Origin of the sequence: Chryseobacterium vietnamense, assembly GCF_031454475.1 — a bacterium.
Classification (GTDB): domain Bacteria; phylum Bacteroidota; class Bacteroidia; order Flavobacteriales; family Weeksellaceae; genus Chryseobacterium; species Chryseobacterium vietnamense.
Map to the genome: position 1 here is coordinate 1,208,058 of NZ_JAVDQX010000001.1, position 23,986 is coordinate 1,232,043.

Here is a 23,986-nt window from a genome sequence, read left to right on the forward strand (position 1 = left end):
TCTAAAAGAAATCCGCGGGAGTTAAAAAACCGAGATAATCTCTGCGATAACAGGGATACTTTGCTCCAGCTGTTCTTCAGAAAGCGCTCCATAGCTTAACCGGAATCCGTTCACATGGTTTTTACTGTATTGTTTAGGATGAATAATCTTAATATTTTTTTCCAGTAAAAGCTCTGTTATAGCATCCCAATCCGGTTTTGCTTTAGGAACGATCCAAAAAGCAAGACCTCCTTCAGGTAATGTAAAATCGGCAATGTCTTTCATATATTTTGTCAACAGTTCAAAGACAAAATCTCTTTTATTTTTATAATGAACAGTAGCTTTTCTGATATGCTTTTTTATGGCTCCTTCTTTAATCAGCTGAAGAACTGCCTGTTCCATGATGACATCTCCGTGTACATCAATAATCTTTCTCAGATCACCGATTCTTTTCAGAAGTTCCTGATTTTTTGTAGCCAGATAGCCGATTCTTAAAGCAGGAGCTACCACCTTGCTTAAAGTTCCGATATATACATAATTGTGAAGCTCCGGAAAGCTTGAGATCGGGAGAATAGGACGGTATCCGAAATGAAATTCGTTGTCATAATCATCCTCAATGATGGTGATATGGTATTGGTTGGATAATTCAATCAATCTTAATCTTCTTGCCAGGCTTAAAGTAACCGTGGTAGGATATTGTCTGTGAGGAGTAATATATATCGCTTTTATATTCTGATGCTGTTTTAAGAGCTTTTCAACAGCCTCAATACTGATTCCGTCGTGATCCACTGGAACGGGCAAAAGCTGCGCTCCGGCATACTGAAATGCTTGCCATGCCGGCTGATATCCGGGATCTTCTACAATGACTATGTCTTCAGGGTTCAAAAGACTTTGGGCGGTGAGAAACATGCCCATCTGGCTTCCCCTGGTGATAGAAATGTCATTTTCTTGAATATGCATTCCACGCTGATGATTGAGCATCTGAGAGATCATTTTGCGGAATTCCACATCACCATGCTCATTTCCATAACCCATCATCTGCCATTTGGCTTTGATGCTAAAAATCTGTCTGTAGGCTCTTGCCAGCTCTGTTACGGGAGCTATTTTACTGTCCGGGTGGCCATCATCAAAATTAATTACCATTCCGTTAGAAACGGTCTGCTGGTCCAGAGGATGATGCAATACATCTGCATTCTTTTCCTGTAAGGCAGGAAGATTTTCAGAGACAAAAATTCCTTTTCGTTCTCTGGAAATTACCCATTCTTCATTAATCAACACCTGATAGGCTTCTACAACCGTATTCCGGTTAATTTTTAAGGACTGGGCAAGATTCCGGCTTCCGGGAAGGGTGTCTCCGGCTTTTAATCTTCCTGAACGGATATCACCGATGATGGTATCCGCAATCTGTAAATAAACGGCTTTATCAAGCTTTTTATCAATTTCTAATTCCAATTTCCAAGGGCGCAACATCTGGACTATCTATTTATGTAAAAACTGAATCATTTAAACAGTCCAAATATAGGGTAATTTTGTCATGCAATAAAGCACAAAACCATAATAATTTTAAAATCATGGACAAGAAACAATTCAGTTCTAAAGATTTCCACGAAACATTTGCAAGACCAAAGTATGTAAAACCAAGCCATTTGATCCATAAAAATGTAGAAAATGCAGGAGAGCATAATCAGTTTTCAACAGAAAGAAAACACCCTGTTTTTTTTGTAGATCTGCCAAGCAAAAATGTGAGTATGACCATTGGTGGATTAACTCCTGGGCAGCAAACCAACAGACACCGCCACACATATGAAACTGTATTATTTGTGATTGAAGGTAAAGGCTGGACAGAAGTAGAAGATGAAAGAGTGTACTGGGAGGCTGGAGACGCTGTTTACATTCCTTCATGGGCATGGCATAAGCATCAGAATCTAAGTGATACGGAATCTGCCAAATATATCGCCTGCGAAAATGCTCCTCAACTACAAAATCTGGGAGTGGCATTGAGAGAAGAGGAAGGAAGAGATCTTTAATATCAGAAATTTAAACCATTAAGAGATCTGGCATTGCTAAACTATTTTGATATCGGAGATGATTTTCATTTCAAAGCGAAATTTGCTTAATCTTCTTAATGGTTTAAAATTATTTTAAAATTTTAAACGAACAGCATATGAAAAATGTTCCATTTAAAGGGATTATAGCGTATCCCATAACTCCTTTTGATGAAAAAGAAAAAGTAGACATTCCTCTTTTCAAGCATCTGGTAGAAAGGTTAATCACTTCCGGAAGTCACGGTATTGCGCCCCTGGGAAGTACAGGAGTAATGCCTTATCTGTCCGATGAAGAAAAAGAAGAAGTTACGGAAGCTACTTTACAGCAGGTAAGAGGAAGAATTCCTACACTGGTAGGGGTTTCCAATCTTACGACAGAAAAAACCATCCATCATGCTCAGTTTGCAGAAAAAGCAGGAGCAGATGCGGTGATGATCATTCCTATGAGCTACTGGAAGCTAACTGACGACGAAATTGTAACGCATTATGATGCCGTAGCCAGTAAAATATCAATTCCTATTATGGCGTACAATAATCCCGCAACAAGTGGAGTAGATATGTCACCGGCTTTACTGAAAAGACTGCTTGAAATTCCCAATGTAACTATGATCAAGGAAAGTACGGGAGACATCCAGAGAATGCATTGTCTGAGAAGGGAACTGGGAGAAGAAGTAGCATTCTATAATGGTTCCAATCCTCTGGCACTGGCTGCATTTTCTGCAGGTGCAAGAGGTTGGTGTACTGCTGCTCCCAATCTTATTCCTGAGTTGAATATCAGTCTTTATCATGCCGTTGAAGAAGGAGATCTTGAAAAGGCAAAAAAGATTTTCTACCAGCAGTTTGATCTTTTAAAATTTATTGTGAATAAAGGATTGCCAAGAGCTGTGAAATCTGGACTAAATATTCTGGGTGAAGATGGCGGGAATCTGAGAAGCCCTTTAAAACCTCTTCACGAAAAAGAATCCGAAGAATTAAAAAATATTATTAAAACCCTTATTAATTAGTACAATTATATGAAAAAGTCCATTTTTTATCATGCAGGATGTCCTGTATGTATGAGCGTAGAACACGATATCGTAAACCTTATAGGATTGGAAAATGTTGAGATTATCCATTTAGGTAATGACAGAACCAAAATTGAAGACGCTGAAAAGGCCGGTGTGAAATCTGTGCCTGCCTTAGTGACACCAAACGGGAATGTTCTGCATATTAATTTTGGAGCATCTATGGAAGATGTGAAAAATTAGCAACAGTAATCTTATAATAAAAACGGCTCAAGAAATTGAGCCATTTTTGTTTTCCCGCTGTAAAATCTGTGGGAGATTTATTGCTTATTCAGAACTTTCTAAATCGTTGCATTTCCTTCTACACCGTCAGAATTATCGGTTTTATTTCCTGTGATTGCAGCCGCTACAAAACTAAACAGGCTTACCAGTTTTCCCGCTTTGGTATCCCAGTAATAGGTTTCTTTAGGCTCTACACGGATAATTGTAACGTTGGGATCATCTTTACCATCAAACCACGCATTAGCCATTGGTGACCATTTATCTTCTATGGTTGCTTTGTCCTTATAAACAGAAGCTTCTCCGTATACTGAAAGGTATTGGGAATCGCTGTTATTCATAAAAAACAGCTGAACTCTCCGGTCTTCTTTGATTTCAAAATTCTTATTGCTGGTTCCACTGCTGATAAACCAAAGATTTCCGCTGTCATCCGTTTCCTGTAAGCTCATTGGTCTTGAATTGACAGGAACGGTTTCCAGTTCTGTACAAAACATGCATATTCTTGCTTTTTCTGAAAGTTCTTTAATTTTTTTAATCGCTTCGAGATGGGTAAGATTTTCTGTTGACATGATATAATATTTTAGTTATTGGTATTCATTAAAATATTCAAATACCTGACCAAAAGGGAATAAAGTGTGGTACCTTACATAGATTTCTTATAGTTTTTTGGAAATCATGAAGAAACAGAATAATTCTTAATACTACATAAGGTGCAAAAATTTTATCAATTTTTATCTCTCGCAGATCACACAGATTTCGCAGTTGATTGTATATATATCTGCGTAATTGGTAAAATCTGCGAGAGAATTAAATATTTGATTTTGCGTGTCTTAAATTTAGATATTGTATTTTCCTGTCAATATGTTTTACGTAAATTTGATGAATGCAGATTTCGCCTCCCAAACACTTAGCATCTTATATCAGGCATTATATCTTTCTGGAAAATTCCAAAGAAGATATAAAAAGTTTAAGGCTCTTTACTGATGGGAGCTCCGGGCTTATCTTATCCGGTGATATGAATCTCTATTCCGGTATTTCAAAAGAACGGATGCCACTTTCCTTTTTCTACGGATCATTACGCAGTTACAAAGATTTTTCTTCAAAAGGAAAATTTTCCCTGGTTGCAGTTGTATTTCAACCTTATTTTCTGAATATTCTTTTAAAAACTTCCGCCAAAGAAACCCGTAATCAGATTATTTCCGTGGAAGATGCTCTAAAAAGTAAACTGGAAGTATTTCAGGAAAAACTTTTTAATAAATCAAATCCGTTAGCCATTATTAATGATCTGAATATCTTTTTTACCCATTTTTTATACGAAAGAATAAGTACAGATCATCATTTAATAACAGCTGCACAACGATATCTTCTTCAAAGTAAAGGTTCTGTATCTTCCCAAGAATTGCAGCATTTCACAGGTTATTCGGAGCGCCATCTGGAAAGAAAATTTGAACACTATATTGGAATGTCGCCCAAAAAATACGGAAATATCATCCGTCTCCATTACTTTCTAAGTATCCTGAATAATGGAACAGATGAAAAAAATATGACAATGCTTTCATATGAAGCAGGATATGCTGATCAGTCACATCTTATCAGAGCATTTAAGAATAATATTGGGCTTACTCCTAAACAGTATTTGAATACAGAAAATAAAATGGCAGTTAATTTTATTGAGCTGTAACCTGCTATGGCGGTTTTATACAATTTTTACCAAGCAACACTACCTAGTTTTGCTAAAAAAATCAATGAATATTAAAATTTCAACGGCACAATTTGAAAATAAGAGCGGTAATAAAGCTTATAATCTATCCGTTATAGAAAAACTGGCTGGTGAGGCCGCAACCAAAGGATCTCATGTGATTGCTTTCCATGAATGCTCCATTACAGGCTATACCTTTGCCAGAAAGCTTTCCAGAGAACAGCTTCTTGATATTGCTGAACTTGTACCGGAAGGAAGAAGTATTAAAAAGTTGCAGGAGATTGCCGCTAAGCATGAGATCACCATCCTGGCCGGACTTTTTGAAAAAGATGCCCACGATAATCTTTTCAAAGCGTACGTTTGTGTTGATAAAACAGGGCTGAAGGCAAAATACAGAAAGCTTCATCCTTTTATCAATCCGAATCTTACACCCGGAAATGAGTATTGTGTGTTTGATATTATGGGCTGGAAGTGTGGAATTTTGATCTGCTATGATAATAACGTTATTGAAAATGTAAGAGCGACAAGGCTTCTTGGTGCAGAGATTATTTTTATGCCACATGTTACCATGTGTACCCCTTCTACAAGGCCTGGAGCAGGATTTGTGAATCCTGAGCTTTGGGAAAACAGGGTAGCGGATCCCACATCTTTACGTCTGGAATTTAATGGAATGAAGGGCAGAGACTGGCTGATGAAGTGGCTTCCTTCCAGAGCTTATGATAACGGAGCTTATATTATTTTTTCAAATCCAATTGGGATGGATGATGATCAGCTTAAAAACGGATGTTCTATGATTATTGATCCTTTCGGTGATGTGATTGCAGAATGCCGTTCCTGGGAAGACAGTTTTGAATCGGCTGTCATGATTCCAGAGAAGCTTACTCAGGCAGGAGGATATCGGTACATAAAAGCCCGTAGACCTGATTTATACAGAGATATAATAGGGCAGGAGCATTCGTCTGAACAGAACGTTGTATGGCTGGATGATAAAACTGTTTAAAAGTACAATTCCTCCGGAATTGATTCTGGAGGAATTGTATTTATTATTGACTGAGCGTTTTCTGCAGATCTGTCCACGCTCCTCCGTTGTAGACCTGTTGAAAGCCTTTTTCTTTCAGAATATTTTCAACTTTTACACTTCGAAGCCCGTGCGAACATACGGTGATATAGGTCTTTTTGGGGTCCAATTCCATGTAACGTTCTCTGATTGTCCCTAATGAAATATTGACAGAGCCTTCTATATGACCTGTTGCATATTCTTTTTCCGTTCTTACATCAAGAATAACAGCTCCTTTTCTGACCAGTTCAGGTAATCCGTTATCTAAAGTCTGAAATCGGTATACCTTATAAATAACATACACCATACAAGCTGTTCCGCAAAGTATAAGAAGACTTTTCATAGTTTGCTAAGGATTTTTTTGTCAACATAAAATGTCCCGAATGGAATAAAGCAGGCAAGAATTACTTTCCATGTTATTTCTTTAAATTTCCAGTTCTGTTCCACGCCAACGCTCAATGTATTGAAGAGGAAAAGCAGGAATAATGTTCCGTGGACAGGTCCGATAAGTCTTACAAACAAAGGATTTCCCATCCAATATTTCATCGGCACAGCAATAAATACCAGCGTCAATAATGAAATTCCTTCCAGAATCGCCAGAATTCTCAGTCTGCCGATTTTTGTTTTAAATAAATTGATCATAATTATCTGAAATAAGGTCTGTTTGCAAAAGGAGAAAATGGCCAGGGAATGGCAATGAAAATAATGATCAGCGCACAGGAAAACCAGATGCCCATCGTTTTGAATTTTTCTTTATCTGAAAGCTTTCTTTTAGCCAGCGCAGAACCAATTGTAATGATGATAATCGCTGTGATCATTAAAACCATATGAATGAATCCGAAAAACAGATGTTCAAAAGAATCTTTTGCTTCATGAAAATTTTTCCAGAAATATTGTATCACCGGACTTTTAAGATAGAAAATCATTCCTAAGATTAACTGAATATGAGCAATTGTGGCTGTCCAGTGTCTTACAGAATCATCAGTTGCTGTAAATTTCCGATCTGAAAAATATCCTTTGAAAGCACGGAAAATTGCGTAGAGTAAGCTTAGTAAAACCAGCCATCGGGTTTGGGAATGTAAAAAAGTAAGAGTTTGATACATTGTATATTTTTTTGAACACAGCAAAGGTATAATAAAAACATACTAGTTAGTATGTTTTTTGATAAAAAAATTATTGCAGGCTTTGAAAATAAGACTTAAGCCCTTTTAAATAAACAAGATATACTTCTTTTGAATTCTCAACTTTTCCCAGATTTCTGACTCCCCAGTACCCGGAAATAACGAAAACACTCACTTCTCTGGCATTGACGTTTTTCTTAATAATTCCGGCTTCTTTTCCTTTTTCAATATTGTTGGTGAAAGCTTCTTCCCATTCTTTTGAAAGTTCATGCAAAGCCTGGGTAAAGGCGGTATGCCATGGCGCCATTTGCTGCACAAAATTAGAAGTAGGGCAGCCGTATTCCACTTTCAGAAAATCAGTTTCCATCAGGAGATTGTAGATGATCTCATAAATATTATCCAGTGGATTGCTGTTGTTTTGAAGAGATTCAATAAAGTTACGTCTGAAATTGGGTTTCATCAGCTCGTTAATAATAGCCAGACCCATTTCATCCTTGGTTTTAAAATGATAATAGAAAGCGCCTTTCGTCACCTGTGTCGTTGCAATAATTTCATCAATGCTTGTAGTCTGAAAACCTTTTACATAGATCAATTCGAACGCTTTCTGGAGAATAGTAAGACGGGTTGCTTCTGATTTCTTCATTAAAACTGCTGATTATTATACAAAGGAACAAATTTTAAACTAAAAACAAAACTATCATTATTCTGATACTTTGATACAATTTAAATAATTTTTATAATACAAATATTCGTCGGAAATTTGCCTTGTCAATATCAACAAAATACAAGACAATGAACTTTCAAAAAGAAATACAGATCAATACTGCAGCACAGACAGCCAAAAGAGGTCTTCCTGCAGCTTTATGGGCATTAACGATAAGTGCCTTCGGAATAGGAACTACCGAATTTGTCATTGTAGGGCTTCTTCCCACAGTGGCTTCTGATCTTGGAATTACCATTCCTTCTGCTGGACTGCTGGTAAGTCTTTATGCAATAGGTGTGGCTATCGGAGCACCGATTTTAACGGCACTCACAGGGAAAATCCCTCGCAAGATGCTGTTGGTATCCATCATGTTGTTATTTGTTATCGGAAATGGGCTGGCATCTATAGCTCCCGGATTTATCACGTTAGTTCTTGCCAGAATACTTACAGGGTTTGCCCATGGGGTATATTTTTCCATCGGTTCTACTATTGCAGCTTCGTTGGTTCCTGAAGAGAAAAGAGCGACTGCAATTTCCATTATGTTTGCCGGACTTACACTTGCTATTGTAACGGGAGTTCCGCTGGGGACATTTATAGGACAGCATTTCGGCTGGAGAGCAACTTTCATCGGTGTTTCAATCCTTGGGATCATCGGATTGACTGCCAGCTTGTTACTGGTGCCTAAAAATCTTAAAAATGGAAAAACAGCCTCTTTAAAAAGCCAGTTTAAAGTACTGGGCAACAGACGATTGATTTTCGCCTTTTTAATGACCGCGATGGGATATGGAGGTACATTTGTGGTATTCACGTATCTGTCACCTATTTTACAGAAAATTACAGGATTTCAGGAATCTACAGTTACTTTTATTCTTTTGATTTACGGAATTGCCATTGCTTTAGGAAACCTGATCGGGGGAAAAGTAGCCAATAAAAATCCTCTGAATGCTCTTTTATGGATGTTTGCAGCACAGGGATTGGTATTGCTTGCGTTTTATTTTACAGTAAGCAGTCCGGTTTTTAGTATTATTACACTTTTCCTCTTAGGAGCTTTATCATTTGCTTCTGTTCCCGGACTTCAGCTATTGGTGGTACAGATTGCAGAAAAAGAACTCCCCGGAACTGAAGATGTTGCTTCAGGGATCAATATTGCGGCTTTTAATATGGGTATCGCCATTGGGTCTTATGCAGGAGGAATGATTGTGACATCTTCCTTAGGCCTGGGAAGCACACCGTGGATAGGAGCTTTATTCCTGTTGGTTACCGTATTGATAACGATCTACAGTATCCGTTTAAGTAAGAAGAATATATAGTTTTTATTACCCGTGTCAAGATTTAAAACCTTGACACGGGTTGGTGAAAGGATCTTTCATCAAATAAAGTATAAATCAGAATGGCAGAGATATATTTATCTGCTTTTATGTTGCTTTTAAAAATATTTCAGTTTAAAGAAATTTGTTTAAATCCAATTATTTAGCATGCATGAAATTATAACTATTTGATGATAGAATATCTTTCATTAATTAAATGGTTTTGGTTAAAATCATATGATATTCAATGATTTAACATAAAATAATAATTTAATTATTGAGTAAATTATTTAATGTAAATTTAAGCACTTATAGTGAAGATATTTGATTATAAGTGCTACTAAAAATTAAAATATCTCCGATGGACTACCATAAAAAGTTACTTCAACTATTCGTTCTGTTGTGTAGTATTTTATCCTATGCTAAATCGTATAAACAGGATACTTTGCGTGGTGAGTTTACCTATATGTTAAAAGCTAAATTTGAAACTCGAACAGATAGCAAATATGAAGACCAATTCTTATTACAAATAGGTGATAAGCGTGCATTTTTTGCAAATACGGTATCACTAAAGGGAGATTCAGTAATGGCAAACGCAGGAACAACAACAACAAATAATCCAGATGGAAGTATAACGCTGGGATGGAAAAAGGGAACATTAATTCCAAAAACTGATTTTAACTTTACCATTATACAATCTAATGAAAGCATACAGTATTTTGACTCAGCTTTCATGTCATTACTCACCTATAAAGAACCAGTGATAAAAAACTGGAATCTAGTGAATGAAACCAAAGTAATCAATACCATTCATTGCAAAAAAGCAGAAGTTTACTTCAAAGGCAGAAGATGGATTGCATGGTATTCAACAGATATACCTTTTCCGTATGGTCCCATGAAGTTCAGTGGATTGCCTGGCTTGATCATAAAAATCACAGATGAAAAAGGAGATTATGATTTTGAATTGGTAAAATCTACGTCTAATTCCCAATTAAAAAACAGACAAGTCAATATTAAGAAAAGCAGATACACCGGAGCTGTAGAAACCACACAGGCAAAATTAAAACAAGCACAGACGAATGCAGAAACCAATGCAGCCGGCGTAATCGCAAGCTATGGAACTACCATTATAAAAGGACAGGAAATACTGAAGAAAAGAGAGAAAGAAAGCGAAGAAAATAAAAAATATCAAAATCCGCTGGAGTTGACACCTTAAATTATCAAATTTCATAAATATCCGCATCCGTAAATACAAAAAATGTACTTTTCTTAGGCAGATTTTTTGTATCCAGTCCTGTGAATTCGCTGAAAGCAGGTAATAATAATTGATTACTGCTGAGAGCAAAACAGGGAAGTCTGATATTCTTCACCGCAGAATTCAATACAATTCCCGGGTGAATATGACCGGTAATCTGAAATCCGGATGCTGTTGCATCAAAATCATGAATAAAAGTGATGCCTTCTATTTCAAGTAATTCAGATTTATAATTAAAGCATAATTTTTCTTCCAGAGCTTTTGAAATCCGGTCATGGTTTCCTTCAATAAGATAAAACTTAATATCAGGATATTGGCTTTTCCATATACAGAATTCATCCACATCAGAATTGTCTCCGGCATGGAGCAAATCTCCAACCACTACAAACTTTTCGGGCTGAAAATATTCAATCAGAGCGGATAATCTTTCCAGATCACTTTTCATAATATGATTGGCCAGTGCAATGCCGTTTTTCCGGAAATGAGCCGTTTTTCCGATGTGCAGATCAGAAAGAATCAATGCTTTTTCTTTTTGCCAGAATACTGCCCGCTGATTGGTCAGAATGAAAGTTTCGTTTTGGATGGAAATATTTTTAGTTGCTATAAACACTTGATGAATTGAAAATTGAATGCTTAAAGTTAAACTATTTAAATGGGATCAGCCCACTTTCCGGCTTACATGAAATTTTTCATCAAAAATATAGGTGAGGGGAAAACCGGTAGCAATCTCCCGTTCTAAAATCTCTTCAGGAGAAAGATGTTCCAGGTACATGATTAAGGCACGAAGGCTGTTTCCGTGGGCGACAATCAATACATTTTCGCCTTGTTTCAATAAAGGTCTTATCTGATTTTCAAAATAGGGAATGACCCTATTGTAAGTATCTTTAAGGCTTTCTCCACCAGGAGGAATTACGTCGTAGGATCTGCGCCAGATATGAACCTGTTCATCACCATATTTCAAAGCCGTTTCCGCTTTATTTAATCCTTCAAGATTCCCATAAGAACGTTCGTTTAATGCTTTATCTTTGATAACCGGAATATTGGGATTTCCTATTTCATTCAGGATGATGGATAAGGTATGCTGTGCTCTGATCAGGGCAGAGGTGAATGCTATATCTATTCTTTCCCCTTTTAGCGCAAGACCTGCTTTTTTGGCTTCTTCAATACCGGCTTCAGTAATATCGATATCTTTCCACCCTGTAAATCTGTTTTCCAGATTCCAGAGTGACTGCCCGTGACGGACCAAGAATAATTTTTCCATTATTTATATTATTTAAACTTCTGAGAAGTTATACTCTAAGTTACGATGATTATTTAAATTTATCAAGAAAATTAACGGAGAATATTAGGCTAAGAATAAGATTAAAACGATAGGTTTTTATTTGATTTTATCATTTTTTGAATCCCGCAAAGTCGCAAATTTTATATGATCTATTTTTTTTTAAGTCGCAAGAAAATTAAAGGTTTTCAGGAAGATTAACGGGACTAAATTTTATCGGAGATAAAAATATTTGCGCCTTAAAACGTTATTATTATCAATTTTTTACGATAAACAAATATCATTGGCATATCTGTTCTTACAGAAAACATATTAACCGATTATAAAAGATCACTTATATTGGACAGTTTCAACATCCTTTTAATTCTTGCATCCAAGCCTTCGCTGGAAAGTGTCTGCCTTAAGCTGTCTACCTTAATCGGGAAGCTGAGCGGAGTAAAAGAACGGGAATGTTTTAAAATAATTTCCGATTTTTCAATTCTTTTAAAAGCCTCTACAAGCCGCTGTTCCTGAAGCTGCATATTAAAGACTTCTGTGTACGCCTGTTTTATTAAAAAGTGATTGGGATCGTGGTCTTCCAATACTTTAAAAATTAATCCTGCAGAGCTCTGTAATGATTTGTTGGAGCGCTGCTGTCCTGCATAATTTTGAATCACCATTCCTGAAATCACAGCAATGTCCCGGAATTTTCTCCTTGCCATTTCCGCCGAATTGATGCTTGCAATCACATCATTCATAAGGTTTTCTCTGCTTAAAATCTGTTGCAGATTATCTTCATTTAAAGGAATTTCTTTATCGCTGAACAATTCAAAGCCATAGTCATTCATGGCCATCGAAAAGGAAATAGGAGCCAGTTTTGAGATCCGGTAGGCAATCAGAGCCGCCATTACTTCATGGACCAAACGTCCTTCAAAAGGATACATAAACAAATGGTAGCCTTCACGGTTTTTGATCATTTCTACCAGAAACTCGTCTTCTTTGGGAATATGGGAATTTTTTTCCTGATTAATTAAAAGCGGGTGCAAAAATTTAAGTTCTTTTTCTGAAGCTTTAGGATTTAAAGCATGCGAAAGTTTTTCTCTCAAAAAATGTCCCAGATTGGAACTCAAAGGAAGCCTTCCGCCGAGATAACTCGGAACCAGGGCTCTACCTTTAGCTGCCCTCACATATACCGTCATATCTTTAATGATGACAACTTCCAGTGTACGTCCGGCAAGAATAAATTTTTCCTCTTTTTTCAGCTTTGAAATAAAATATTCTTCAATCATTCCAATATAACCTCCGGATATAAATTTCACCTTCAACATCGCATCACTCACAATCACCCCCATATTCATCCGGTGAAGCATCGCAATTTTCCTTGAAGTTACTTTATACAGACCGTCTTCCATAATGACAATTTTATGGAATTCTTCATAGTTTTTTAATACACTGCCGCCGATGGTAAGGAATTCCAGAATGCTTTTCCATTCCTCATCCAGCATTTCCTGAAAAGCATATACTTTTCTGATTCTTTCATACAGTTCGTCAGGATAAAAGCCATCTCCAACAGCCAATGTCATCAGAAACTGAACCAGCACATCGAAACATAAAACCTGTGGATCTCTTGGCTCAACCACTTTTTGTTTTACGGCTTCTTTCAGGGCCGAAACTTCAATAAGTTCCAAAGAATGGGTCGGAACACAATAGATTTTGGAAGTTTCAAAAGGGGAGTGGCCGCTGCGTCCTGCTCTTTGAAGAAACCGTGCCACTCCTTTGGCCGATCCTACCTGAATAACGGTGTCTACAGGTTTAAAATCAATTCCAAGGTCGAGGGATGAAGTAGAAACTACGGCTTTTAATTTTCCAGAACTTAAGTTTTCTTCAATCCAGATTCTTAAATGAGCATCAATAGAACTGTGATGAATTGCAATCTGGCCTGCAAAATCAGGATGTGCATCCAGCAATAGCTGATACCACATTTCACTCTGGCTTCTGGTATTCGTAAACACAATGGTAGATTTTGATTCAAGAATAATAGGAACCACTTTATCCGCCAGTTTATTTCCAAGATGTCCTGCCCAGGGTAATATTTCGATTTCCTCGGGGAAAACCGGCAGAATATCTATTTTTTTATGTTCTTTTGCAGTAATTTTTGTCTTTTTAATGTCATACGGAATAAGTACCTCCATAGCTTCATCCAGATTTCCGATGGTAGCTGTGATTCCCCAGATCTTAATCTCCGGAACATATTTTCTAAGTTGTGAAATTCCAAGTTCTACCATGACACCACGCTTTGAACCTAATAATTCATGCCATTCATCCACCGCAACACATTTCATTCCGGTGAAAAAACGTTCATTATTTTTCTGAGCCAGAAGCAAATGAAGACTTTCAGGGGTTACGACAAGAATTTCAGGCATCTTTTTTACCTGCTGCTGTCTTACTTTGGGATCAGTATCTCCATTTCTCACGCCTACAGCCCAATCGAGCCCGATTTCGTCAATGGCTTCCTGCATCGCTTTTGCAATATCTTTGGAAAGAGAACGAAGCGGTGTTATCCAGACCATTTTCAACCCTTTCTTATAATGTTCAGGATAATTGAGAAAGTCTGAAACCAAGGCTAAAAACACGGAAAAAGTCTTCCCAAAACCGGTAGGAGCAACGACCATTCCGCTATATCCGCTTCCAAATTTCTTCCAGGTTTCCAGCTGAAATTTAAATGGGGCAATACCTTTATCGGTCATCCATTGCTGAATGATCTTGAATCCGTTGCTATGTTCAAAAGCTGCCAATTTTATTTTTTTTTTGTTTTAACGCAAAACGCGCAAAGTTTTTATGATTTTGTTTACTTTTCGATCGCAAGGGCGTTTCACTTAGCAAAGACAATATTTTACTATTGCTGAATGTAGTGCCTTTACGAACGAAAATATTATTAATAAGTTAAAATACCTTGCGCCATTGCGTTAACATTATTGTACTAATTTTTGTTTTAAATGCAAGGAGCGCTAAGACTTTATATGATATTTTTAATTTTCGATCGCAAGGGCGTTTCACTCAGCAAAGGCAATTCTTACTATCGCTAAACGAAGTGTATTTGCGAACAAAAAATATTATTAATAAGTTAAAATACCTTGCGCCATTGCGTTAACATTATTGTACTAATTTTTGTTTTAAATGCAAGGAGCGCTAAGACTTTATAAGATATTTTTAATTTTCGATCGCAAGAGTGTTTCACTTAGCCAAGACAATATCTTACTATTGCTGAACGTAGTGCCTTTGCGAACGAAAATATTACTAATAAGTTAAAATACCTTGCGCCATTGCGTTAAAATCTATTGTATTATTTTTTGTTCTAATGCAAGATACGCTATGATTTTATAAGATATTTTTAATTTTCGATCGCAAGGGCGTTTCACTTAGCAAAGGCAATTCTTACTATTACTGAACGTAGTGCCTTTGCGAACGAAATATTATTAATAAATTAAAATACCTTGCGCCATTGCGTTAAAATCTATTGTATTAATTTTTTTATCTCTTCCAAATCATCAATTTCATCCACCGTTTTGTCTTTACGCCATCTTACAATTCTCGGAAACCGGAGGGCCACACCGCTTTTGTGGCGGTTGCTGAATCCTATGCCTTCAAAAGCAATTTCAAAGACAAGTTCTGCTTTTACTGTTCTTACAGGACCAAATTTTTCAATAGCATTTTTAGTTACAAACCTACTCACCTCCATAATTTCCTTGTCCGTTAATCCGGAATAGGCTTTGGCAATAGTTACCAAGGTATCACCGTTTTTCACGGCAAAAGTATAATCGGTATAATAAGCACTTCGCCTGCCGCTTCCTTTCTGAGCATAGATGAGAACAGCATCAATGGTAAGCGGGTTGATTTTCCACTTCCACCAGTCGCCTTTTTTTCGCCCGGAATGATAGGGAGAGTTTTTTTGTTTTAGCATCAATCCTTCGCTGTTTATATCCCTTGAATTTTCACGGAGAACATCCAGTTCTTCCCATTTTTCAAAATCCAGACTTCTTGAAATAGTGATGCGTTCCGGATTTTCATTCAGCAATAATTCTTCAAGAAGCGCTCTTCTTGCCGAGATCGGTTTTTCTCTGAGATCGTTATCTTCCAGTTCCAATAAGTCGTAAACGAAAACTTCTATGGGGATTTCTGAGAGCATTTTTTTAGTTAAAGTTTTCCTGTTTAATCTTTTTTGTAATTCATTAAAATTTAAAACCTTACCTTCTTTTACCGCAAGTATTTCTCCATCCAGTACAAAGTTACCTTTCATGGCTTTTACGACTTCTGCAATTTCTGGAAATTGTTCTGTTACGAGCTCTTCACCTCTTGACCAGATGAAGACTTCGTCATTTCTTCGGATAATCTGTCCACGGATTCCGTCCCATTTGTATTCTACAAGCCATTCATCCGGATTTCCCAATTCTTCAGGCTCTTTTTCCAAAGGATAGGCGAGGCAGAAAGGATAGGGTTTTGAATTGTCAGGATTCACATTTTCGGCATCAATAAGTTCTTTGAAAGAAACTTCATCCGGAAGCCATTTTCCCATTAAACTATGCATCAAAGCACTTGATTCCTGGCCCGAAAATTTGGTCAGAGCATTGATTAATGTTTTATCTGAGACTCCAATCCGGAAGCTTCCACCGATTAATTTATTAAAAATAAGACGTTCAGTGTAATCCAAACCGTTCCATGATTGCAGTACAAATTCTTTTTTTTCTGTATCTGTTTTGCTTTTTAAGCTCACGATATCATTCATCCATTCTGATAATGAACGTTCTATTTTTTCCTCGGGAGGTGGAAGAATCAATGATAAGGTTTCCCCGAGATCACCTACTGAAGAATAGGATTCCTGAAACAGCCAATAGGGAAGTTGTGTGATTTCCAGTGCCCATTCTTTCATGTAATTGGTATTGACATTTCTCTTAGGTCTTTTTCCGGTAAATAAGGCAATAAACCATACTTTATCCTCATCAGGAGCACGTTCCAGATAATCAATGATAGCGTCAATTTTGGCATTGGTTTTATTGGTCGTTTCCAATGCGTTGATAAGATCTGCAAAATGTCTCATGATTCCGGGGTTTCAAGGGTTTCTTTTTCAGATTCTTCTTCGTCTTCTCCGTAAAGTGTTTCTACAACATCTGCTTTAATTCCTATTTCGTTCAGGTACTTGGAAAAAACTTCTGTCTGTCCGTGGGTTACATGTACAAGTTCTGCTTCAGTTGCTTTTACGGTTTGTAACAGTCCTTTCCAGTCTGCATGATCGCTCATCGCAAATCCTGCGTCTGCACTCCGCCATCTTCTGGCACCGCGCACCTGCATCCAGCCGGAACATATTGCCGTAGCCAGATCCGGAATTTTCTTAATGATATTACTGTCGAGTAAAGCTGGGGGTACAATGACAATTTCGTGTTCTACTTCTTTCGGACGTTCTCTGAAATCTGCAATGGTATATTCAGGAAGATCAATTCCTACTGTTTCAAAAGCGTCATTCAGTTTTCCGATGGAATAGTGAACATATATTTTTCCCAGTTCTTCCACGGCTTTCATGATACGCTGGGCTTTCCCAAGAGAATATCCAATGAAAACAGAGGTTTTGTTATTTTCTTTATTCTTCAGCACCCAATTCTGAAGTTTGTTATTTAAATCCGGAACTTCCAGCCAGTTGTAAATAGGAAGACCAAAAGTACTTTCCGTTACAAATTCATTACACTTTACCAGTTCAAAAGGAGTGCTTAATCCATCATTCTGTACTTTATAATCTCCTGATATGACCGTTACATATCCTTTATATTCAAGCCTTATCTGTGCAGAACCGATGATATGTCCGGCAGGATGAAGTGAAAGTTTTACTCCGTTAATGGTAATAGCTTCTCCATATTCTACGCTTTGGCATTCGATATCCGGTCCTATTCTTTGGTATAAAATAGGTTTTGTAAAATGATGACAAAGGTATTTTTTCATTCCCCAACGGGCATGATCGGCGTGACCATGGGTGATAACTGCCAGGTCTACAGGTCGCCAGGGATCAATATAAAATTTTCCCTGTGGACAGTAAATTCCTTTTTTGGTAAATGTGATTAATTTCAATGGTGTGACTGGTTTTACAAAAATACGCTTCAAAAACTTAACCAATTTTAATAAAGTGGTATTTTTTATTGATTAAAAACTGAATGTTTTATGGAAAAATATCAAAAAAGCTGTCTCCACGTAAAACAGCTTATTATTTTATTTTTCATTAGAACATCGTTTACCTAATCACTCCATTGAAAGTCTGGGATGGTCTGATGAATGTAATAGTCAGGCTGAATGCTTTTACCATCGATGGCCATATCCGGAATACGGAAACTTCTGGAGAGAGAGCATATCCCAGTTTAAATTCGTTGCTGGGCATAGCTAAAAGAAGAAGAGGAGATTAAAATTAAACATCGTTTAATTTTAAGTATATATCGGTTTTTACTTTTTAAAGATTACAATTTAATGATAAATCTATCTTTTTATGATGTAAAAGGAAAGTTATTAAGAAAAAACATGTAATTCTATTAGTTTTTTTTGAGCTTTTCAGCAATATAAAAATGAACGTTGAGCCAATATTGGTCTTCTTAAAATCCTGGAATTTTGTATCATCATTAAAAAAGAATACAATGAGTAAAACAATTTTAATTACAGGTGCAGCAAGCGGATTTGGAAAGATTGCTGCTTTCGAACTTGCTAAAAAAGGACATCAGGTAATCGCTACTGCACAGATTTATCCTCAGATGAGTGATTTAATCCGTGAAGCTAAAGAACAGGGAATAAATCTGACAGTGGATAAACTGGATGTAACCAACCCGAGAGATGTAGAGTATATTGTAAAGAAGTATGATGATATAGATATTCTTATCAGTAACGCAGGAATTATGGAAGGTGGCCCTATTGCAGAACAGCCAGTAGATATTATCCGCTCTATGTTCGAAGTGAATGTATTTGGAGCGTTGAATCTTGCGCAGGGTTTTATCAAAAAGTTTGTTGAAAAGAAAAGCGGGAAGATTGTTTTTACCTCTTCAATGGGAGGGTTATGGACTGTTCCTTATGTTGCTGCCTATTGTGCTTCAAAACATGCGCTGGAATCTATTGCAGAAGGGCTGAAAACTGAATTAGCTCCATTCAATATTAAAATTGCAACGTGTAATCCAGGAGTATTTGGGACTGGTTTCAATGACAGGGGAGTAGATTCTATTTTCCACTGGTATGATCCGAAAATCAACTTTACTCCGGAATCCGTATTTGATGGGGCTGCAGAATCTTTAGCACACCAGCTGGATCCGCAATCTATGGCAGACGTGATTGTAAACGTAGCATTAGATGACAATAGTAATTTCAGAAACGTACATCCAAAGGAAACTGAAGATTTCGTAAAACAACTTCAGGCAGATGCCTGGACATCAAAAAGCTAATATCATGGTACTGAATTATAAAACTGCAGAAAAAGCTTTACATGCCGCAAAAGAAAAGGCATTATCGATGAATATTCCTGTGAGTATTGCTGTAGTGGATACGGGAGGACATCTTGTTGCATTAGCGAGACTGGACAGTGTTTATGGAGTAATTGATTTTGCGGTCAAAAAAGCGAAAACAGCTGTCATGTTTGGTGTAAACAGTGATATCATGGGAGAAATTATTTCTGAAACAGGAGTTCATGGTTATGGAATGCTGAATTCTAATGAAGGGCTTCTGACTATCGCGGGCGGCGTGGTCTTAAAAGATACAGACGGAAAGATCATAGGGGCAATAGGTTCTTCAGGAGGAACTCCGGAACAGGATAAGGAAATTGCCGGGGCAGGAGCGCAGGTTATTGCTTAAATTTCAGATATTTGTATCATGGAAAACACTTCTGAGATTATATTTGACAAACTAGTTTATTCATGCGCTTTTGAATCTTACAGAGGCCATGAAGAGTTTATCCCTCACTATTTTCTGGGATTTCAGATTTCAGGAGAAACGCATGCTTTTCATGAACAAGGGAAGACGGTGATCAAAGAAAATACGGTGGTCCTTGTTAGGAAAAATCAACTGATCAGAACGGTCAAATATCCTTCAGCTCATGAAAAGTATCAATTTATTTCTATTACGCTTGATGATGAAACACTAAGACAGTATGCCACTGAGAATAAGATTGCAGCAAATGCCATTTTTCCAGACCAGGAGCGGTTGTTTTTTGAGCCTGATGATTTTTTTAAGAGCTATTTTGCTTCTCTTATTCCTTATATTAATAAAACAAAGGAAATACCTCCAAAATTAGCTGCATTGAAGGTAAAGGAAGCCCTGGAACTACTGTTGCTGAGCAATCCGGACCTTAAGAACCTTCTTTTTGATTTTTCTGAACCTCATAAGATCGACCTTGCAGAGTTTATGAACAAAAACTATATGTTCAATGTGTCGGTAGAAGCTTTTGCAAGGCTTACAGGGCGGAGCCTTTCAGGATTTAAAAGAGATTTCAATAAAATATTTAAAATGACACCGAAACAGTGGCTGAAAGAAAAAAGATTAAAGGAAGCCTATTATTTGATTAAAAATCAGGATAAAAAGCCTTCAGATATTTATCTTGATTTAGGCTTTGAGAATTTATCTCACTTTTATTCTTCTTTCAAAAAGAAATTTGGGATGACGACTACAGAGGTGTAATGAAAGTGATTAAAAAAACACAATATATATCATAAGCATTGCTGATTTGTCAGAAACACAAAGACACAGGAAATTAATCCTGTGTCTTTGTATTTTCCTTTATCTAAGAAATTATATTTTCAGTGATTTGCACCCTTCCTGAAACAGCAGGAAACCGGAATTTCACTTTTCAAAATCATAGAGGTTGATTCCTGTTTCTTCATTTTTCATTTTTACCATTCTGGTATTCAATGGATAGAATATAAATTCTGCAGCTCCCTGAATTTTTGCTTCTAAAAGGTGTCCGGCTAAGGCTGTATAATCTTCTCTCCCCAGTGTAATGTGAAGATGCAGCGTTTGTTTTCCTTCTATTTCAGAAACATTTCCGGAAATATTGGTGACTTCCATCTGTTCTTTGAAAGTCCTGTCCACATATTTTTTGGTCGCCGGATTAAAGAAACGGAGAGTAGCTTCACTCACAGCTCCGATTCCGGTTACTTCTCCCGCCTTGATATTCTGATCCTGAATGAAATCGGTTAAAGTTTCTACTATATTGGAATGATTATCAAGACTAACGATGTAAATGTGATCTGTTTTTCTGGCAGACCAATGTTTTCCTTTATAATTCATGACCTCTTTATTTATTCTATTGTTTTTAAATAATTGATGATTCCTATAACGTCATCCTGACCGAAGCCTGTATTGTGTGCATTTTGATAAGTTTGAATCAGCGTTTCGGATAAAGGATAATCAGCACCCGCATCTTTGGCTAAACGGATGTCTTTCAGCATCAGGTCAAGGGCAAATGCCGGAGCGTACTTATCGGCTGTCAGCAGAGGGGTTTTTACTTTGGTAGCACCGCTTCCACTGGCACTCTCATTGATGATTTCCAGCATATCTGATCTTTCGATCCCTAATTTTCCGGCTAATAAAACTGTTTCTGCAAGTCCCTGATAAATGGCAGACAGAAAATAATTAATCGATAGTTTTCCTGCAATACCTTTTCCGTTTTCACCTAAATGTTTTACAGATTTTCCCATTTTCAAAAGATAGGGCATGGCACGCTGGATATCTTTTTCTTCACCTCCTGCCATAATGATAAGGGTTCCTTCCTGTGCCGGTTGGGTACTGCCTGCTACGGGGGCATCAATAAAAGAAGCCTCTTTTATTTTCAGAGCAGCAGACGTTGCAGCAGATGCTTCCAGAGAAATTGTGCTCATATCTACAAAGAGTTTCCCCTGAATGTTTAAAGGAATAATTTCTTCATATACTGCTTTTACGGCAGAATCGTTGGTTAACATTGTAAATATGACATCACTGTTTTGAACAAGGTCTTTAACCTGGGTGTAGACTGTCGATTTTTCTTCAAAATCTTTAGCTTTTTCAACAGATCTGTTGTACACTGAAAGTGGAAATCCTGCTTTTTCAATATTCTTTGCCATAGGATGGCCCATATTTCCTAATCCGATGAATCCGATTTTTTCCATTGTCCTGGTTACTATTTTGTTATTAATTAATTTTTTATGTGATCAATCTCCTGAGTGAAGGGGAGTTTTCTGAGTTCAATTAAAGTATAAATATGTGTGTTTTGCAGCAAAATATCGACCAAACAGTTCTTTTATAAAACTAAGTTTTAATTATATTTTTATCTATAAGCTTTTAAAACCGGATAAACTTTCAGAAATTTGCAGCAAATAAGAAGTAATGAAGATCGTAGATATAGACAACTGGAACAGAAAAGAGCATTTTGAATTTTTTTCTACTATGGCAAGCCCTTATTTTGGATTTACAACAGAGGTGGATTGTACAAAAGCTTACGATACAGCCAAAAAAAAAGGGTATTCATTTTTTGCCTACTATTTCCACAAATCTATGGTAGCGGTCAATAGAGTGGAGGAGTTGAAGCTTAGAATTGTTGATGGGCAGGTGATACAGTTTGATACCGTTCATGCCGGCAGTACAATCGGAAGACCGGATGGAACTTTCGGTTTTTCATTCACTCCTTTCTCAGAAGATTTTGAAACATTCAATTCCGCGCTGCAGGAGGAAATAAAAGGAGTACACGAAACCACTGGGTTGAGATTAAGCAACGGAAGGCTGGGAAAAGATCACGTCAGACATACTACCATTCCTTGGAATTCTTTCAGTGCGATTTTGCATCCTACAGATTTTAATACAGCAGAATCGGTTCCCAAAATTTCTTTTGGAAGATTCAATATCCGTGAAGGAAGAAAATATCTTCCGGTCTCTATTGAAGCACATCATGGACTGGCAGACGGAATTCACATAGCCAGATATCTGGAAGAGTTTCAGAAAGAGCTGGAGCATTGTCTGTAATCTATATAATTCCGGGATTGAATAAATGCTTTATTTTTTCATATCTTATGCTAACAAATCCATGATTTTTGAACAAAATAATCATAAACTATTGATTAATGTATTGGCTAACATCAATTTCATGTAAATATAATGTAGTATGTGGGTTGTCATGCTGAGCCTGTCGAAACATCTATAATTTAATAATCAGAAGTTCAAAAGTCTTTGTATAAAGATAGAAAAAGGTATTTGTTATTCTATTTTTTAACTTTTCTCATATATCATTGAGGAAAACCGTAAAAAATATTTTCAAATCTTCAATACATTTGAGTCATTATATTACTTATATTAGAATATTGATTTACGATCAAGAAACTAATAACTATAACTCAACTGTATTAAGATGGCCAATTTTGAAAATCCCGAACTTCTGGTTCTTACTTCCAAAGCAAGAGCAGATAAAGCAATTAATTCTTTAAAAGGACTTTTACTGGGAATCCTTTCCGATGATATCATTGATATTAAGGAAATGAACGAGCTCATACTATGGGCTAAAGAGCATTATGATCTGATCAATAGAAATCCGTTTCGTGAATTTATGCTTTTAATCGAAAGTACAGCATCCAATGAAATCCCGCCTATAGAAGCTGTTGAAGATCTATACTGGTTGTGCCAGAAGTATGAACACGACAGTATTTATTACAATGGAATCACTTCAGATTTACAGCTTTTACAGGGAATTTTCCATGGCATACTGGCTGATGGCGTTTTAAACGATAATGAAATTTTTAAGCTTCATGAATGGTTATCAGAAAATGAACACCTGAATTCACATTACCCTTACGATGAGATTCGAAGTCTCGTTTTATCAGTCGTTGCCGACAAAAAAATAGAAGATGAAGAACGAGCAATATTGACTGCTTTTATCAAACAATTTGTTGTATTAAAGAATACAGATACTGCTGAAAAAGTAGAAAAAGATACAGAAGGTGTTTCTATAACCGGTATCTGTGCGATAGATCCTGAAATTATTTTTGAAAATAAAACCTTCTGTATCACTGGAATTTTAAGCAGAGGTACCAGAAGTGAATTACAGAAGGCAATTACAGCTAAAGGAGGCATCCCTGTAAATAGTATTTCTAAAAAAACAGACTATCTGATTATTGGAGATACAAATAATGCCTGCTGGAGCTATTCCTGCTATGGAAGAAAAGTGGAAAAAGCCTTAGATCTAAGAAAGTCCGGGCATACCATTATTTTGGTTCATGAGTTTGATATTTTTGATGCTGTCTGATA

The 23,986-nt window shown here is 36.8% G+C and carries 26 protein-coding genes; 12 read left to right on the plus strand and 14 right to left on the minus strand.

Annotated elements, in window-relative coordinates; all coding sequences use genetic code 11:
• Positions 1–21: 21 nt before the first annotated feature.
• A complete protein-coding gene (gene pdxR, locus J2786_RS05390; protein WP_047430601.1) occupies positions 22–1,449 on the minus strand; it encodes a MocR-like pyridoxine biosynthesis transcription factor PdxR in 1,428 nt (475 codons plus the stop codon).
• Positions 1,450–1,550: 101 nt separating this feature from the next.
• On the opposite strand from pdxR, the gene J2786_RS05395 reads away from it, so the two are divergent.
• The 3 genes from J2786_RS05395 (at position 1,551) to J2786_RS05405 (ending at position 3,271) form a co-directional block, all read left to right on the plus strand.
• Entirely contained in the window at positions 1,551–2,006 is a 456-nt protein-coding gene (locus J2786_RS05395) for a cupin domain-containing protein (RefSeq protein ID WP_047430598.1), read from the plus strand.
• 137 nt (positions 2,007–2,143) lie between these two features.
• A complete protein-coding gene (locus tag J2786_RS05400) occupies positions 2,144–3,028 on the plus strand; it encodes a dihydrodipicolinate synthase family protein (RefSeq protein WP_047430595.1) in 885 nt (294 codons plus the stop codon).
• 9 nt (positions 3,029–3,037) lie between these two features.
• On the plus strand, positions 3,038–3,271 hold the full coding sequence (locus J2786_RS05405) for a thioredoxin domain-containing protein (protein WP_047430592.1): 234 nt from the start codon (positions 3,038–3,040) through the stop codon (positions 3,269–3,271).
• 98 nt (positions 3,272–3,369) lie between these two features.
• Here J2786_RS05405 and J2786_RS05410 read toward each other — a convergent pair whose 3' ends face one another.
• A complete protein-coding gene (locus tag J2786_RS05410) occupies positions 3,370–3,876 on the minus strand; it encodes a pyridoxamine 5'-phosphate oxidase family protein (RefSeq protein ID WP_047430589.1) in 507 nt (168 codons plus the stop codon).
• A gap of 314 nt (positions 3,877–4,190) precedes the next feature.
• Here J2786_RS05410 and J2786_RS05415 point away from each other — a divergent pair, with 314 nt between their 5' ends.
• Together J2786_RS05415 and J2786_RS05420 are read left to right on the plus strand one after the other, a co-directional pair.
• Positions 4,191–4,988: a helix-turn-helix domain-containing protein gene (locus J2786_RS05415; protein WP_047430587.1), complete on the plus strand. Its 798-nt coding sequence runs from the start codon at positions 4,191–4,193 to the stop codon at positions 4,986–4,988.
• A gap of 64 nt (positions 4,989–5,052) precedes the next feature.
• A complete protein-coding gene (locus J2786_RS05420) occupies positions 5,053–6,006 on the plus strand; it encodes a nitrilase family protein (RefSeq protein ID WP_047430584.1) in 954 nt (317 codons plus the stop codon).
• Positions 6,007–6,049: 43 nt separating this feature from the next.
• Here J2786_RS05420 and J2786_RS05425 read toward each other — a convergent pair whose 3' ends face one another.
• The 4 genes from J2786_RS05425 to J2786_RS05440 all read right to left on the minus strand — a co-directional run bounded on the left by J2786_RS05425 (position 6,050) and on the right by J2786_RS05440 (position 7,827).
• Positions 6,050–6,406: a rhodanese-like domain-containing protein gene (locus J2786_RS05425; protein ID WP_047430580.1), complete on the minus strand. Its 357-nt coding sequence runs from the start codon at positions 6,404–6,406 to the stop codon at positions 6,050–6,052.
• Complete coding sequence (locus tag J2786_RS05430; protein WP_047430576.1) at positions 6,403–6,705, minus strand: DUF3817 domain-containing protein; 303 nt, start codon at positions 6,703–6,705, stop codon at positions 6,403–6,405. Before J2786_RS05430 ends, J2786_RS05425 begins: the two co-directional genes overlap by 4 nt.
• A 2-nt stretch (positions 6,706–6,707) precedes the next feature.
• On the minus strand, positions 6,708–7,166 hold the full coding sequence (locus J2786_RS05435; protein WP_047430573.1) for a hypothetical protein: 459 nt from the start codon (positions 7,164–7,166) through the stop codon (positions 6,708–6,710).
• Between the two features lie 70 nt (positions 7,167–7,236).
• Entirely contained in the window at positions 7,237–7,827 is a 591-nt protein-coding gene (locus J2786_RS05440; protein WP_047430570.1) for a TetR/AcrR family transcriptional regulator, read from the minus strand.
• A 149-nt stretch (positions 7,828–7,976) separates the two neighbouring features.
• Between J2786_RS05440 and J2786_RS05445 the strand changes: the two genes are divergently transcribed.
• Both J2786_RS05445 and J2786_RS05450 read left to right on the plus strand, forming a co-directional pair.
• Entirely contained in the window at positions 7,977–9,197 is a 1,221-nt protein-coding gene (locus J2786_RS05445) for an MFS transporter (protein WP_047430566.1), read from the plus strand.
• A gap of 358 nt (positions 9,198–9,555) precedes the next feature.
• Positions 9,556–10,410, plus strand: coding sequence for a GLPGLI family protein (locus tag J2786_RS05450; protein ID WP_047430563.1), 855 nt, complete (start codon positions 9,556–9,558; stop codon positions 10,408–10,410).
• 4 nt (positions 10,411–10,414) lie between these two features.
• On the opposite strand, the gene pdeM is transcribed toward J2786_RS05450, so the two are convergent.
• From pdeM to J2786_RS05480, 6 genes are all read right to left on the minus strand, one after another.
• Positions 10,415–11,059, minus strand: coding sequence for a ligase-associated DNA damage response endonuclease PdeM (gene pdeM / locus J2786_RS05455; protein ID WP_047430561.1), 645 nt, complete (start codon positions 11,057–11,059; stop codon positions 10,415–10,417).
• A 48-nt stretch (positions 11,060–11,107) separates the two neighbouring features.
• The gene (locus J2786_RS05460) at positions 11,108–11,710 is read right to left on the minus strand and encodes a 2,3-bisphosphoglycerate-dependent phosphoglycerate mutase (protein WP_185097535.1); all 603 of its coding nucleotides are present in this window, start codon (positions 11,708–11,710) and stop codon (positions 11,108–11,110) included.
• A gap of 338 nt (positions 11,711–12,048) precedes the next feature.
• On the minus strand, positions 12,049–14,502 hold the full coding sequence (locus J2786_RS05465; RefSeq protein WP_047430555.1) for a ligase-associated DNA damage response DEXH box helicase: 2,454 nt from the start codon (positions 14,500–14,502) through the stop codon (positions 12,049–12,051).
• A gap of 719 nt (positions 14,503–15,221) precedes the next feature.
• Positions 15,222–16,802 (minus strand): ATP-dependent DNA ligase, encoded by a 1,581-nt coding sequence (locus J2786_RS05470; protein WP_047430554.1) that lies wholly within the window; start codon positions 16,800–16,802, stop codon positions 15,222–15,224.
• Positions 16,799–17,821, minus strand: coding sequence for a ligase-associated DNA damage response exonuclease (locus J2786_RS05475; RefSeq protein ID WP_047430551.1), 1,023 nt, complete (start codon positions 17,819–17,821; stop codon positions 16,799–16,801). Before J2786_RS05475 ends, J2786_RS05470 begins: the two co-directional genes overlap by 4 nt.
• A gap of 160 nt (positions 17,822–17,981) precedes the next feature.
• Entirely contained in the window at positions 17,982–18,125 is a 144-nt protein-coding gene (locus J2786_RS05480) for a hypothetical protein (protein ID WP_185097553.1), read from the minus strand.
• Between the two features lie 250 nt (positions 18,126–18,375).
• Between J2786_RS05480 and J2786_RS05485 the strand changes: the two genes are divergently transcribed.
• Genes J2786_RS05485 through J2786_RS05495 form a run of 3 tightly spaced genes read left to right on the plus strand, consistent with a single transcriptional unit; the run spans position 18,376 to position 20,395 of the window.
• Complete coding sequence (locus J2786_RS05485) at positions 18,376–19,167, plus strand: SDR family oxidoreductase (protein WP_047430548.1); 792 nt, start codon at positions 18,376–18,378, stop codon at positions 19,165–19,167.
• 4 nt (positions 19,168–19,171) lie between these two features.
• Positions 19,172–19,573, plus strand: coding sequence for a GlcG/HbpS family heme-binding protein (locus J2786_RS05490; protein ID WP_047433266.1), 402 nt, complete (start codon positions 19,172–19,174; stop codon positions 19,571–19,573).
• 18 nt (positions 19,574–19,591) lie between these two features.
• A complete protein-coding gene (locus tag J2786_RS05495) occupies positions 19,592–20,395 on the plus strand; it encodes a helix-turn-helix domain-containing protein (protein WP_047430544.1) in 804 nt (267 codons plus the stop codon).
• Positions 20,396–20,557: 162 nt separating this feature from the next.
• Here J2786_RS05495 and J2786_RS05500 read toward each other — a convergent pair whose 3' ends face one another.
• Positions 20,558–21,004: a PPC domain-containing DNA-binding protein gene (locus J2786_RS05500; protein WP_052186961.1), complete on the minus strand. Its 447-nt coding sequence runs from the start codon at positions 21,002–21,004 to the stop codon at positions 20,558–20,560.
• A gap of 11 nt (positions 21,005–21,015) precedes the next feature.
• A complete protein-coding gene (locus J2786_RS05505; RefSeq protein WP_047430541.1) occupies positions 21,016–21,861 on the minus strand; it encodes an NAD(P)-dependent oxidoreductase in 846 nt (281 codons plus the stop codon).
• A gap of 217 nt (positions 21,862–22,078) precedes the next feature.
• Here J2786_RS05505 and J2786_RS05510 point away from each other — a divergent pair, with 217 nt between their 5' ends.
• Positions 22,079–22,711, plus strand: coding sequence for a chloramphenicol acetyltransferase (locus J2786_RS05510; RefSeq protein ID WP_047430538.1), 633 nt, complete (start codon positions 22,079–22,081; stop codon positions 22,709–22,711).
• 382 nt (positions 22,712–23,093) lie between these two features.
• The gene (locus J2786_RS05515; protein WP_047430535.1) at positions 23,094–23,984 is read left to right on the plus strand and encodes a BRCT domain-containing protein; all 891 of its coding nucleotides are present in this window, start codon (positions 23,094–23,096) and stop codon (positions 23,982–23,984) included.
• Positions 23,985–23,986 lie beyond the last annotated feature (2 nt).